Genomic DNA, 12,295 nt, shown 5'->3' with positions numbered 1-12,295 from the left:
GCCGACCGGCGCTGCCTGGCGTGGGCGGGCAGGGCAAGGCGGTGTGAGCAAGTCTGCCCTTGCGTAGGGCCTCCACACCCGCTATGGCGCGATTTTCAGAGGAGCGCAAACGTATGGGAAGCGCCGGCTACGGCATTCGCCCGCTTTGGAAGGGGATGATCACCCGATGAATGGAAAAGCGGGCAAAGCACCGGTTGCCGTCATCATGGGAAGCCAGTCGGACTGGGCGACCATGCGTCATGCCACCGAGACCCTCGAAGCGCTGGGCGTCGCGTTTGATGCCAGGATCGTATCGGCCCATCGTACGCCGGACAGGCTGTATGACTTTGCGAAGGGCGCGGCCGATGCCGGCTACAAGATCATTATCGCTGGCGCGGGCGGGGCGGCACATCTGCCCGGCATGGCGGCCGCGCTGACGCATTTGCCTGTATTCGGCGTGCCTGTTGAGTCAAAGGCGCTCTCCGGGCAGGACAGCCTGCTGTCGATCGTGCAGATGCCGGCTGGGATTCCTGTCGGGACACTGGCGATCGGCCGGGCTGGCGCCGTGAATGCGGCGTTGCTCGCGGCTGCAGTTCTGGCCCTCAACGATGCCGAGCTGACGGCGCGCCTCAAGACATGGCGCGAGCGGCAAACAGCCGCCGTAGCGGATGTCCCCGAGATCACGTCATGAGCACGAGTTCTTCTGCTGGCGGTGCAGCTAAGGCGGGCTTGCTTTCCCCTGGCGCGACTGTCGGGATTCTCGGCGGCGGACAACTCGGCCGTATGATGGCGATCGCCGCCGCCTCCTACGGGTTGAAAACCCACATCTTCGCGCCTGACGCGGACAGTCCGGCGTTCGAGGTTGCTGGCAAGCACACCGTGGCCAGCTATGAGGATGAGGCGGCGCTTGTTGCCTTCGCGGCCGCGGTCGATGTCGTCACCTATGAATTCGAGAATATCCCGGCTGAGAGCGTGGACCTTCTTCGTCGGCACGTGCCGCTCTTCCCGGATCAAACGGCCCTCGCAACCACCCAGGACCGTTTGCTCGAGAAACGGTTCGTCGCGGAGCTCGGTATTCCGACCGCGCCGTTTAGGGACGTTGCCAGCAGGCAAGACCTGGTTGAGGCCTTGGCCGACCTCGGCACGCCCGCGATCCTGAAGACGCGCCGTTTCGGCTATGACGGCAAGGGGCAGGTAAAGATCGAGGCGGGAACAGATCTAGATGCGGCTCTCGCGGCTATCGGCCATGCGCCGGCCATTCTGGAAGGGTTCGTCCCTTTCGTGCGTGAAGTGTCTGTGGTCGGTGCGCGCGACCAGGCGGGTGCCTTTGCGGCTTACGATGTCTGCGAGAACGTCCACCGTCATCACATCCTTGATATCACGACAGTGCCAAGTGCGCTGTCCGCGGAGCGGACCGCGGAGGCCATTGCGGCCGCAAAGGCTATCGCCGACGCCCTGTCTTATGTCGGGGTGCTCGCCGTCGAAATGTTCGTTCTCGAAGGTGAGGGCAGCCCGATCGTCGTCAATGAGATTGCGCCGCGGGTGCACAATTCCGGCCACTGGACAATCGAAGGGGCGGTCACCTCGCAATTTGCGCAGCATATCCGCGCGGTCTGCGGCTGGCCTTTGGGCTCTACCCGTCGCAACGGCCGGGTGGAGATGCGCAATCTGATAGGGGCCGATGTCGAGGCATGGGCTGACATCGTCGCGCAGCCCGGCTTGCACCTTCACCTCTACGGCAAGGCGAGCGCGCGCCCCGGACGCAAGATGGGCCACGTGACCCGCGTCCTGCCCGAATGACATGCGGATGTGACAGGCTGACGGTATTTGATACCGGAATCATGGCTGGGATGGTGGACAGCCGTGATGACATCTGCTATTCGCAACCATCCTTTGTGGCGGCGCGTTTCGGCGCCGCTTTCGGCTTTTGCCAAACCTACTACTCAGAATACGGGATGAAGGCGTGCAGGTTCTCGTTCGCGACAACAATGTCGATCAAGCGCTGCGTGCGCTGAAAAAGAAGATGCAGCGTGAAGGCATCTTTCGTGAGATGAAGCTTCGCGGACATTACGAGAAGCCCTCTGAAAAGCGGGCTCGCGAAAAGGCCGAAGCCGTGCGCCGCGCGCGCAAGCTGATGCGCAAGCGTCTTCAGCGTGAAGGCCTCCTGCCTTCGAAGCCGAAGCCCACGCGCTGATTCATCACCGAGCACGGCACAGCCAGGATTGCTGCGTCGATGCCGATGATCGGCGGCAGGGCTATCGTGTTTCGGCAGCGGCCCATGGCGTGGCTGCATCGATGATGCGCAGTGTCTTGGCGTCGTAAATTGACAGATAGGCTATGCGGCGCCCCGGCTCTCCTGGGCGCCTTTTCCTTTTTCCGCCGCGCGACGCTTCAACGCCGCCCGAAAGGGGCTGCTGGACGCATGTCCTGACTGCTACGCTGGTCTGCATGTGGCGCACGTCGAGACAATCCGTCGCGCCGCAGGTCAGGGATCACAATGCAATCAGTTCAAACTCTGCCTTGCAGAGGAAGGCCCATGCCCATAGGGCGTTGTCAATAAAAGACAATTTCCCACTCCTGCAGAGAACGCGGGTCGTGTCTTTGGAAATTGCAGCGATGTCGAAATGTTTCCAGCTGAACACACTGCATGAATCAGAAACCGGATTTCGCCAGAATGATGGTTAAGGGTTAACCAGAGCGGTGTTTATTGCGTCCCGGCTGGCATCCCCGTCATGGCGGCAGAGCGGCCTCGTGTGGGATGCCGGGTGTTGACCGGTATCAAGGGTAGGAGAATCTGTGGTGATGAATCAGCGCGCGGCGCAGGCCTCTCCTCGCCGTTTTCATGGCACGGCGGGATATCGCTTCTGGGTTGGCGCTCGGCTGGTTGCGGCTGCGGGCCTGATGGGTGGTCTTGTGGCCTGTGAAACAGTAGCTCCGCAGTCGGCCAGGGTCGCTGAGCTCGTCAAGGATAACTCGGCCGCGACATCGACCAACATCGCGTCGCTGACGGATGTGATCAAGGCCAATCCCAGCGATCCCGGAGCTTACAACACCCGCGGTGCTGCCTATGCCCGCACAGGGCAGTTCTCTGAAGCCATCGCTGATTTCTCTCAGGCCGTTAAGCTTAACCCCAACTACGCGCCGGCCTATACGAATCGCGCCCTGGCCTATCGCCAGACCGGCCGCGACCAGCAGGCGCTGGGCGATTTCGACCGCGCGATCGCGTCCGATCCAAACTATGCTCCCGCCTATGTCGGGCGTGCCAATCTGCTTCGCGTGCAGGGGCGCTTCGATCAGGCCCAGGCCGATTTGAGCCGGGCGATCCAGCTCAACCCCGAATCGGCCGAATCCTTCCACGCCCGTGCGCTCGTCTACCAAAGGCAGGGCCAGAACCAATTGGCCATCAAGGATTTCGACGCGGCTCTCGACCGCAACCCCTTTGTCGCGGCGCCATACACAGGACGAGGCCAGAGCCTCCTCGCGGTGGGCCAATATGACAAGGCGGTCGAGGACTTCAATGCCTCGCTCAATGTCGACAACCGCAACGCCGATGCATGGGCAGGCCGGGGCATGGCCTACGAACGTCTCGGCAGGAAGAACGAGGCGATCGAATCCTATCAGCGCGCCATTTCGGTCGATCCGAATAATGATGTCGCCAAGCAGGGGCTCCGCCGTGTTCAAGGCGGCGGCGGCCTCTTCGGCTAGGGCCGAGTCCGTCTGTCCGGATTTGCTTTGCTTGAGAAAGGGCGGGCCAGTCAGCGTCCAGGGGAAGGGAGGTCTGCTTCATCCAAGCCGGCTCCGTTCGCTGGAGATCCAGCGTACAAGCCCCGCCACAGGGCTGCTCGATGCGGCGTGCAAAGCGGCGGGAGAGCCTGTCTGGCCGTCCTCAGCGCTTGATGGCCTCGTCCCGCCTCGCGAACATATGCGCGCCGAGCGCACAGGTTTGAGAAGCCGCTCTCGCTGAAGCTTTCCCGCGGGCTTCAAATTTGGCAGCGATCTCTGCGCACCAGGCCACCGGACCGAGGCCGCGCCAGAGCGTGTAGCCCATGGCCAGCCAAAAGGACAAACCGGCGATTGCGGTCGCAATCCACTGTGCAATGAGCATAACCACCGTACCTGCTATGGCGCTGCCAGCAGGCACACCATATCGCCCCGCGCCCCCGGGGGAATGACAGCGGCGTTGCAGCGCGTTTCAATGCATTGCAGTGGCGCAGTACTTGCCGAGCCGGTGCATTTCAGCAAAAAGGGCGCCCAACTGGACGCCCTGGAATCCGGAGCTGGGAGCGCAAATTCTCCCGAAGCCTCAAGCGCATTGGCGCGGGATGCTCAATCCTCGTCCTCGTCGTCCCGAGGCCGGAGTTGCTTGAGCTTAGCGAAAACGCTGTCCGCGTCGATCGCGTCATCCTCTTCCTTCCTGGGACGGTTCATGTCGCCGAAAGGATCAATCGCGTCTTCGGGGAGCGGTGCGGTCGTCTCCTCCGGCGAGAGCAATGTCTGGCCGGCATCCAGCTGGGCGGGGCGATCCTTGGCGGAACGCGCGACCTCGAAATCAAGATCGATCTGGGAGCAAAGTCCCAAAGTGACCGGGTCCATGGGCGCAAGGCTGGCCGCATTCCAGTGAGTCCGCTCGCGGATCTGCTGGATCGTCGTCTTGGTGGTCCCGATCAGCCGCATGATTTGCGCATCCTTCAACTCCGGATGGTTGCGCAGCAGCCAGAGGATGGCATTGGGACGGTCCTGGCGCCGCGAAACCGGCGTGTAGCGCGGGCCCTTCTTGCGCTTCTGTTCCGGCAGCTTGACCTTGGGCGCCGCCATGCGCAGGACGTGGTTTTCGTCCTTTTCCGCACGGCTGATTTCCTCGCGGCTCAATTGGCCCGTGCTCGTCGGATCAAGACCCTTGATGCCGATCGCGACTTCGCCATCGGCGATGCCCTTCACCTCGAGCGGGTGCAATTTGCAGAACTCAGCGATCTGCTCAAAGGTCAATGCCGTGTTCTCGACCAACCAGACGGCGGTCGCTTTCGGCATCAGGGGGCCCGTGGACATAGGGAGCTCCTTAAAGGTCTTATTTCTAGCATCGTCTTCACGACGACGCCTGTGAGGTCAAGCGCCAGAGCCCATTTGGCAGGTGGCGGGACGCTTGAGCGCCCGCAATTCGCCGCCAATTTGGCTCCAAGTTATTGATCTGGAGCGATTTCCTGCGGATCGGATGATACCACCCGGCCCACAAGCGCTCTAGGTAAACCTTCCGCGGGCTTCCGGCCAGGCTAACCGGCCAGGGCGGGACGTCACCACCGATGAAGGGGAACTGGCGGAATATAGGCGCTGCAACGGTCGCTGGCAAATGGCCAACAGCGAGAAAGCGATGTTGGGCGCGTAAATGTCTCTCCCATGCAGGCTCCGGTTGCCTTATCGGCCTTGATTGCCATATCGGAGTAAGTGTTCCATGAACGATGGGCGTGGCCCCCGCGATGGCAGCATGAGGAGAATTGCCGATGGTTGGCCTCTTCGATGATGAAGCTCCCCGACCCGTGACTCAGCATGTTCTCGGTCAAGATCTCAGCGCCCTCTCGCTCCATGAATTGACCGAGCGCATCGCACTGCTCCGGGCGGAGATCGAGCGACTGACGGCGGCGCGAGCCGCGAAGGAAGCCTCCCGGGCACAAGCGGATTCGGTGTTCCGCTCTTGAACGGGCTGAGGCCCCTGTCTGTATCTTTTTGACGCGTGCATCTGACGGGAGTTGGCAGGCAACGGTCCATTAAGGTTTCCGATATATGACTAGGCTGTCCATTTCCTGGACGCTGAGTGGCCCTGTCCACTCTTTTTGACGCCTCCCTGCTTCGACCTTCAGCCGCCCTCAGGGCGGCTTTTTTTTGCGGCGTCGCCGGCGCGTCAAGCTGTCTCTCCGCCATCGTACCGAGCCGGGCAGCGTCTTCGGCCCGACACGCCCGGCGGCGTCAATCGTCCGTCTCGCCTTCGTGGCCAAGATATTGGCCCGCTCCGAAACCGCCTGGCGGCCGCTACGCCTGGCCGCAACTGGCGCTCTCCTTGCGATATCGGATCCAGGTGGGAGTCGATGTTTCATTACGAGACGTCGGCGTCCGGCCGGAGCCGGAAAGGTGAGGTATGGCAAGCGTAGACATGACTCGGCAGGCAACGACGCCGATCCCCTTCGGCGTGCATTTCGTTGCTTCGGAGCAGTTCCGCCGCTTGTTCCGCGAAGGCATGGCCCTGATCGAGGAGACGGCCGCCTACCTGGAAGGGGCGGGGCGCGCCGAGGCTCGCGCACTACGCCGACAGGCCGCGCTCGCCTATGCGACCGAGAGTATGCGCCTCACGACACGCTTGATGCAGATGGCTTCCTGGCTGTTGCTGCATCGGGCGGTCGCAGATGGCGAGATCAGCATGCGCGAGGCGCGTAGCGAGAAATCCAAGGTGCGGCTCGCCAATGCCGAGCCGAATGAAGTTCCCGCCATGGATGAGGCGTTGCCGCCACGACTTTGTGAGCTGCTGGTGCGGGCTCAACGTCTCTTCACACGCATCAAACATCTGGAGCATGTGCTCGCAACAGGCGACGACGACATGGCTTTCGTCACCACGCAGGCGCCTTTGACTCAAGTCAAACGCGTACAATCAGTTTTGCTTTAGCAGAATAAGGTTGGGGGGCCGGCTTGCGGCTCTTCGGAGCAGCGAGCCGGAATTGCTGGAGCCCCGCAAGGCGAGATGCCGCCGAGCGGGGCTCCAGTGCAATGCGGCGCGGTTATCTATGGCAGAACGAAACGGCGGCTGGATCGTCCAGCCGCCGTTTCATTTCGTAACTGTCGAGCGCAGACCCTCCGGCAGGGTGCAGGCCTCATCGGCCGCTCGACCTGTCAGAGGTTTTTGGGGAGGAGTCTGCCTACGAGGTCGCGCCGGTGTGACCCGGCGCAGAACCCAGCAGCTTACTTCTTACCGAAGCTCAGACCAGCGAAGCGGTTGTTGAACCGCGACAGGCGGCCGCCACGATCGAGCAGCTGCTGCGTGCCACCGGTCCAGGCCGGATGGGTGAGATTGTCAATATCGAGGTTGAGGTTCGCGCCCTCTTCGCCATAAGTCGAGCGTGTGACGTAGGTGGAACCGTCGGTCTGCGTGACCTTGATAAAATGGTATTGCGGGTGAATGTCGGCCTTCATGGCAAAATCCTTTCGAAGTCACCGCAAGCGGCGGCAACCACGCACATCGTCGGCAGGTTGTCTCAGGGTCGCGACCCTATAGCGCAGCGCCAAGCGAAGGACAAGCGGACAAAAGGAAGCAAATTCGGAGGATTGATGATGGCACGCCGTTCGGCAAGCCAGATGGACGAACTTGGAAGCGAAGCCAGGCCGCGGGCACCGCTGAGCGCCCTCAGGCCACTGTTGCCTTTTGCCCTGCGTTATCGGGGCCTCATTGCCGCGGCCTGTTTCGCCCTGCTGATGGCTTCTGCTGCGACACTCGCCTTGCCGCTTGCCGTACGCCGTGTGATCGACCATGGCTTCTCGACGGACGGCGCCGGGATGATCGACAGCTACTTCGCCGTGCTCGTCGTCGTGGTCGGGGTTCTCGCGCTTGCCAGCGCCACACGCTATTATTTCGTGACGACGCTGGGCGAGCGGGTGGTCGCGGATCTGCGGTCCGCCGTCTTTCGGCACCTCACGCAACTCGACGCCGGCTTTTACGACCGGACCAAGAGTGGTGAGATCACCTCCCGTCTCACAGCCGACACCACGATGATCAAGGCCGCCTTTGGCGCCAGCGCTTCGGTCGCCCTGCGCAATCTCGTGCTGTTCCTGGGCGCGGCGACGATGATGGTGATCACCAGCCCCCGCCTGTCGAGCCTGGTTCTCATCGTCATTCCGATCATCGTTATTCCGCTTGTGGCATCCGGCCGTGGTGTCCGGCGACGCTCGCGCATTGCCCAGGACAAGCTCGCGGCGGTCTCAGCCTATGCGGTGGAGGCCATCGGCGCCGTGCGCATCATGCAGGCCTTTAACGCCGAGGATGCGACCGCGTCGCGTTTCAGCAGGGCGGCGGAGGAGACATTCGAGGCGGCACGGGCTTCGGTGACGGCCCGCGCCATCCTGACTGCCATCGCCCTGTTCCTTGTTTCGGCGAGTGTGGTCGCGGTGCTGTGGTATGGCGCGCAGGATGTGCTCGCCGGCCGCATGACGGCGGGACGCCTGTCTCAATTCGTCATTTATGCCGTTCTTGCCGCGTCATCGCTCGGCGAGCTCAGCCAGGTGTGGGGGGAGGTTTCCCAAGCCGCTGGTGCGGCTGGGCGGCTTGCCGAGCTCCTGGCGACCAAACCTGCGGTGACGGCTCCGGCACGGCCGGTGGAGCTGCCAGAGCCGCCACTGGGCACGGTTGCTTTCGAGCGCGTGCGTTTCGCCTACCCAACCCGCCCCGAGACGCCCTCGGTCGATGGACTGAGCTTCGAGATCCGCCGGGGTGAGCGGGTGGCGCTCGTTGGTCCTTCGGGGGCTGGCAAGAGCACGGTGATCCAGCTTCTGTTGCGTGCTTACGATCCACAAGAGGGCATTGTGCGCGTTGATGGCGTCGACATTGCCGCCGCTGACCCCGCCGCGGTGCGGCGGCGCATCGCGTTCGTGCCCCAGGATCCGGTCGTCTTCGGCACCAGCGTGATCGACAACATCCGCTATGGGCGTCCCGACGCGAGTGAGGCCGAGGCGCGGCAGGCCGCTGCTTTTGCAGCTGCCGACGGTTTCATTCAGGCGCTGCCCCAGGCTTATGACACCCTTGTCGGGGAGCGGGGCGTGACGCTATCCGGCGGCCAGCGGCAGCGCATCGCCATCGCCCGGGCGGTGTTGAAGGACGCGCCGATCCTGGTGCTCGACGAGGCGACCTCGGCTCTCGATGCCGAGAGCGAGCAGCTCGTGCAACACGCGCTGGATCGTCTGATGGAAGGGCGCACGACACTCGTGGTGGCCCACCGCCTGGCAACCGTGCTCTCGGCCGACCGCATTCTCGTGATCGACGAGGGGCGCATCGTGGAAGAAGGAACGCATCAAAGCCTTGTCGCCCGCGGCGGGCTCTATGCACGCCTGGCGCGGCTCCAATTCAGCCATGCCACGCCCGAGCGGGTTGCTGTAGCGGCAGGCGGCGGTGGGCTCACCGTTCCGTAAGCTTCAGTTCGATGCGGCGATTGCGGCGGTAAGCGTCGTCATTATCGCCGAGCTCGATCGGCTGGTACTCGCCGAAGCCGGCGGCGAGGAGCCGTTGGGGCGGCACGCCTTTGCTCACGAAATATTGCACGACGGCGATGGCACGTGCGGCGGACAGGGCCCAGTTGCTCTTGAACTCGCCAAAGCCCGACACCGGACGTTTGTCCGTGTGGCCGTCGACGCGGATGATCCATGGGATATCCGCCGGGATTTCCTTATCGAGATCGATCAGCGCGCTAGCCACCTTGTCGAGTTCGGCCGCGCCCGCGGGCAGAAGGGCGGCAGAGCCTGCGTCGAAAAAGACCTCCGACTGGAAAACGAAGCGATCGCCGACGACGCGGATGTCCGGCCGCTCGCCCAGGATCTGCCGCAGGCGACCGAAGAAGTCCGAGCGGAAGCGAGCCAGTTCCTGGACACGCTGCGCCAGCGCGACATTGAGGCGGCTGCCGAGGTCGGCAACGCGCGCCTGGCTTTCCTTGTCGCGCGCTTCGGAGGCCGCGAGGGCATCCTCCAGCGCCGCTAGCTGGCGCCGCAATGCGGCGAGTTGCTGGTTAAGCAACTCGACCTGCGACATCGCCCGGGCGGAGATAGCCTTTTCCTTATCGATTTCGGCGGTCAGCTGGCCGATGCGGGCATTCGCGGCGGTGCTGGTGGCCGAGCCTGAGCTCAAGAGGCCTTGCAGGCGTTGTCTGTCGGCCTCGGCCGTTTGCAGGGTGGACTGCAGCGCGGCGAGATTATCCTCGGCATCCTGGCGGTTGGCGCGCTCAAGCGCGAGGAGCTCGTTCAGCTCAAGAATCTGGCGATTGAGCCGCTGCAGGGCGCTGTCGCGCCCGGAAATTTCCTGGGAGAGGAAAAACTGCCCCAGCACGAAGACGGTCAGGATGAAGATGATCGACAGCACCAGTGTCGACAGGGCGTCGACAAAGCCCGGCCAGTAGTCGAGCCGGCGCTCGGAGCGGCGTGCGCGGGACAGAGCCATGTCAGCGGATCCGCTCGTCGACGAGGCGTTCCAGGAGCCGCTTCAGCTCACGCTGCTGGCTGGCCTGGGCCTCCACCCAATCACGGATCATCTGCTGCTCGGAGCGCATGTGCTGTACCAAGCCCTGGACGCCCTCTGCGAGATTGGCCATGGCGTGGGTGGCCGCGCGGCCGCCCTGCCCGTCATTGATCACGGTGGCGAGCTTCTCGAGAGCCGCTGCCACGTCCTGGTCGGAGCCGCCGAGGGCCGGTGGCAGCCTGCCGGACATGGGATTGGGATTATCCACGACATGGGCGGACAGCCAATCCTCAAGCTCCGTGTAGAAGCGGCCCTGTGCTTGACCGAGCTGCAGGTCGAGGAAACCGAGGACGAGAGAGCCGGCGAGGCCGAACAGCGACGAGGAAAAGGAAATGCCCATGCCCGCAAGCGGCGCAGCGAGCCCGCTTTTCAGTTCCTCGAAGAGAACGCCGGCCTCCGCGCCCGTCCGCATGGACGATATGACCCCGCCAACCGAGCTGACGGTCTCGAGGAGGCCCCAGAAGGTGCCAAGCAGGCCGAGGAAGACGAGGAGCCCGGCGAGATAGCGCAGATTCTCCCGGTTCTCGTCAAGGCGCGCGCCGATCGACTCGAGGATCGCCCGGAACGTATGGGTGCTGACCCCCCGCGATGAGTTCTTGTTGCCGAAGAGCTTCGCGGTAGGCCCGAGGAGGCTCGGCGGCGAATCAAGCGTCGCATTCGGGTTCGAACGGCGCAACTCGTTGACCCAGCGAACCGAGCGGAACAGCCGGATCACCTGGCGGAAGGCGAGAACGATGCCGATGAGAAGAGCGCCGATGATGAGGCCGTTCAGCCCCGGATTCGTCATGAAGGCCGTTGTGATCTGCCGGTGCAGCACAAAGGCCAGGAAGCCGACGAGCACGATGAATACGAGCATGCGGATCACGTGGATCCGGGGAGGGGTCAGCTTCAGGGAGTCATCGGCAACCATGCATCCACCCGCGTGCTCACGGCAATCAAGAGAGTGGCTGCATGTTCGCTGGCGCGGCGTTCGCAATCAAGCCTTTAGGGCGGCGAGCCCCCGCCATCCCGAGAGCTTTATGCATCCGGGTCTTGAGCGTGCTATTTTTGTACGCGTGGTTTTGATGAATTAGAGGGTGGGGGACGGCGAGACCCGTCCCGCAAGCGTCGGAGGCCTCCCATATGGAGATCATCCGCTTGGATGAAGCGTGATGATCCGTCCATGACGAGCCCGCCCGGCAATTCTTGGCCGCGCAAATCTGAACGCCACTCTCGTCTCAGCCCGATCTTGCCTCAGGAGGCGGGCTGGGGCGCGCGCGCGGTTTTCAGAACGTCGAGCAATTCGCGGTGCAAGGCTTCGTTGCCGCAGGCGATGTGGCCCTTCGCGACGGGATCGGGGCCGCCCTCGGCGTCGCTTGCAAAGGCGCCCGCCTCGCGCAGGATGGCGAGGCCAGCGGCCATGTCCCAGCTTTTGAGGCCGCGCCCGAAAAAGGCGTCGAAGCGGCCGCAGGCAACATAGGCGATATCAAGGGCAGCCGCGCCATAGGAGCGCAGGCCGGCGGCGCGCGCGCTCATAGTCGCAATCTCGCGGAGCGTGGTCGCCTGGGTGCGCTCGCCGAGATGCGGAATATCGCAGCCGACGACCGACGCGCTCAGCTCCCGGCGCGCGGCGACGCGGACACGGCGGTTGTTGAGAAATGCGCCCTTGCCCTTCTCGGCGATGAACATCTCGTCCTTGATCGGATCATAGATGATGCCGGCAACCATCTGCCCGTCGCGCTCAAGGCCGACGGAGATGCAGAAATGCGGAATGCCGTGCAGAAAGTTTGTGGTGCCGTCCAGCGGGTCGATATGCCAGCGATGCGAGGTGTCGCTACCCTCGATGATCCCGCTTTCCTCCATCACCAGTCCATAGCCGGGCCGGGCTTTCTCCAGGGCCTCGCGGAGAATGGTTTCGGCCTTGCGGTCGGCGTTGGAGACGAAATCGCCTGGCCCCTTGATGGACACCTGGAGCGCTTCGACTTCGCCGAAATCGCGCTTGAGGGAACGCGAGGCCTTGATGACGGCCTCCGACATGACGGTGATGAGCGGGGAGCGAATCATTGCTTGGGTCTGCCTTCG

General features: G+C 63.4%; 12 protein-coding genes. 7 read left to right on the top strand and 5 right to left on the bottom strand.

Translation table 11 applies throughout. From position 1 onward, the window contains the following. Positions 1-166 precede the first annotated feature (166 nt). The 4 genes from purE (at position 167) to KIO76_RS04995 (ending at position 3,684) form a co-directional block, all read left to right on the top strand. Positions 167-670 (top strand): 5-(carboxyamino)imidazole ribonucleotide mutase, encoded by a 504-nt coding sequence (purE, locus tag KIO76_RS05010; RefSeq protein ID WP_213321755.1) that lies wholly within the window; start codon positions 167-169, stop codon positions 668-670. Continuing rightward, complete coding sequence (locus KIO76_RS05005) at positions 667-1,779, top strand: 5-(carboxyamino)imidazole ribonucleotide synthase (protein WP_213321754.1); 1,113 nt, start codon at positions 667-669, stop codon at positions 1,777-1,779. The genes purE and KIO76_RS05005 overlap by 4 nt, the downstream gene beginning before the upstream one ends. Before the next feature lie 163 nt (positions 1,780-1,942). Continuing rightward, positions 1,943-2,173: a 30S ribosomal protein S21 gene (gene rpsU / locus KIO76_RS31315; RefSeq protein ID WP_019403310.1), complete on the top strand. Its 231-nt coding sequence runs from the start codon at positions 1,943-1,945 to the stop codon at positions 2,171-2,173. A 707-nt stretch (positions 2,174-2,880) separates the two neighbouring features. Further along, a complete protein-coding gene (locus tag KIO76_RS04995) occupies positions 2,881-3,684 on the top strand; it encodes a tetratricopeptide repeat protein (RefSeq protein WP_213325029.1) in 804 nt (267 codons plus the stop codon). Positions 3,685-4,305: 621 nt separating this feature from the next. Here KIO76_RS04995 and KIO76_RS04990 read toward each other — a convergent pair. Next, on the bottom strand, positions 4,306-5,025 hold the full coding sequence (locus tag KIO76_RS04990) for a DUF1013 domain-containing protein (protein ID WP_213321753.1): 720 nt from the start codon (positions 5,023-5,025) through the stop codon (positions 4,306-4,308). 449 nt (positions 5,026-5,474) lie between these two features. On the opposite strand from KIO76_RS04990, the gene KIO76_RS04985 reads away from it, so the two are divergent. Both KIO76_RS04985 and rcdA read left to right on the top strand, forming a co-directional pair. Then, the gene (locus KIO76_RS04985) at positions 5,475-5,669 is read left to right on the top strand and encodes a DUF1192 domain-containing protein (RefSeq protein ID WP_213321752.1); all 195 of its coding nucleotides are present in this window, start codon (positions 5,475-5,477) and stop codon (positions 5,667-5,669) included. Between the two features lie 437 nt (positions 5,670-6,106). After that, positions 6,107-6,628: a protease adaptor protein RcdA gene (gene rcdA, locus KIO76_RS04980; RefSeq protein ID WP_213321751.1), complete on the top strand. Its 522-nt coding sequence runs from the start codon at positions 6,107-6,109 to the stop codon at positions 6,626-6,628. Between the two features lie 293 nt (positions 6,629-6,921). Here the strand turns inward: rcdA and rpmE are convergent, their stop codons facing one another. Beyond that, positions 6,922-7,152: a 50S ribosomal protein L31 gene (gene rpmE, locus KIO76_RS04975; protein WP_213321750.1), complete on the bottom strand. Its 231-nt coding sequence runs from the start codon at positions 7,150-7,152 to the stop codon at positions 6,922-6,924. Between the two features lie 135 nt (positions 7,153-7,287). On the opposite strand from rpmE, the gene KIO76_RS04970 reads away from it, so the two are divergent. Continuing rightward, on the top strand, positions 7,288-9,138 hold the full coding sequence (locus KIO76_RS04970) for an ABC transporter transmembrane domain-containing protein (RefSeq protein WP_502761834.1): 1,851 nt from the start codon (positions 7,288-7,290) through the stop codon (positions 9,136-9,138). On the opposite strand, the gene KIO76_RS04965 is transcribed toward KIO76_RS04970, so the two are convergent. The 3 genes from KIO76_RS04965 to KIO76_RS04955 all read right to left on the bottom strand — a co-directional run bounded on the left by KIO76_RS04965 (position 9,125) and on the right by KIO76_RS04955 (position 12,277). Continuing rightward, on the bottom strand, positions 9,125-10,156 hold the full coding sequence (locus KIO76_RS04965) for a peptidoglycan -binding protein (protein WP_213321749.1): 1,032 nt from the start codon (positions 10,154-10,156) through the stop codon (positions 9,125-9,127). The genes KIO76_RS04970 and KIO76_RS04965 overlap by 14 nt on opposite strands. A 1-nt stretch (position 10,157) precedes the next feature. Further along, positions 10,158-11,144, bottom strand: a complete 987-nt coding sequence (locus tag KIO76_RS04960) for a flagellar motor protein MotA (protein WP_213321748.1) — start codon at positions 11,142-11,144, stop codon at positions 10,158-10,160. A 323-nt stretch (positions 11,145-11,467) separates the two neighbouring features. Further along, the gene (locus KIO76_RS04955) at positions 11,468-12,277 is read right to left on the bottom strand and encodes an inositol monophosphatase family protein (protein WP_213321747.1); all 810 of its coding nucleotides are present in this window, start codon (positions 12,275-12,277) and stop codon (positions 11,468-11,470) included. Positions 12,278-12,295 lie beyond the last annotated feature (18 nt).

Origin of the sequence: Chelatococcus sp. YT9 (genome assembly GCF_018398315.1) — a bacterium.
Lineage (GTDB): Bacteria > Pseudomonadota > Alphaproteobacteria > Rhizobiales > Beijerinckiaceae > Chelatococcus.
Note: the sequence above shows the minus strand (reverse complement) of the source record. Positions and strands in the feature narration are given on the sequence as shown.

Excerpts from the sequence above, each read along its gene's own strand:
- purE (WP_213321755.1), top strand. The coding sequence starts at position 167 with ATGAATGGAAAAGCGGGCAAAGCACCGGTTGCCGTCATCATGGGAAGC.
- KIO76_RS05005 (WP_213321754.1), top strand. The coding sequence starts at position 667 with ATGAGCACGAGTTCTTCTGCTGGCGGTGCAGCTAAGGCGGGCTTGCTT.
- KIO76_RS04995 (WP_213325029.1), top strand. The coding sequence starts at position 2,881 with ATGGGTGGTCTTGTGGCCTGTGAAACAGTAGCTCCGCAGTCGGCCAGG.
- KIO76_RS04990 (WP_213321753.1), bottom strand. The coding sequence starts at position 5,025 with ATGTCCACGGGCCCCCTGATGCCGAAAGCGACCGCCGTCTGGTTGGTC.
- KIO76_RS04985 (WP_213321752.1), top strand. The coding sequence starts at position 5,475 with ATGGTTGGCCTCTTCGATGATGAAGCTCCCCGACCCGTGACTCAGCAT.
- rcdA (WP_213321751.1), top strand. The coding sequence starts at position 6,107 with ATGGCAAGCGTAGACATGACTCGGCAGGCAACGACGCCGATCCCCTTC.
- rpmE (WP_213321750.1), bottom strand. The coding sequence starts at position 7,152 with ATGAAGGCCGACATTCACCCGCAATACCATTTTATCAAGGTCACGCAG.
- KIO76_RS04970 (WP_502761834.1), top strand. The coding sequence starts at position 7,288 with ATGATGGCACGCCGTTCGGCAAGCCAGATGGACGAACTTGGAAGCGAA.
- KIO76_RS04965 (WP_213321749.1), bottom strand. The coding sequence starts at position 10,156 with ATGGCTCTGTCCCGCGCACGCCGCTCCGAGCGCCGGCTCGACTACTGG.
- KIO76_RS04960 (WP_213321748.1), bottom strand. The coding sequence starts at position 11,144 with ATGGTTGCCGATGACTCCCTGAAGCTGACCCCTCCCCGGATCCACGTG.
- KIO76_RS04955 (WP_213321747.1), bottom strand. The coding sequence starts at position 12,277 with ATGATTCGCTCCCCGCTCATCACCGTCATGTCGGAGGCCGTCATCAAG.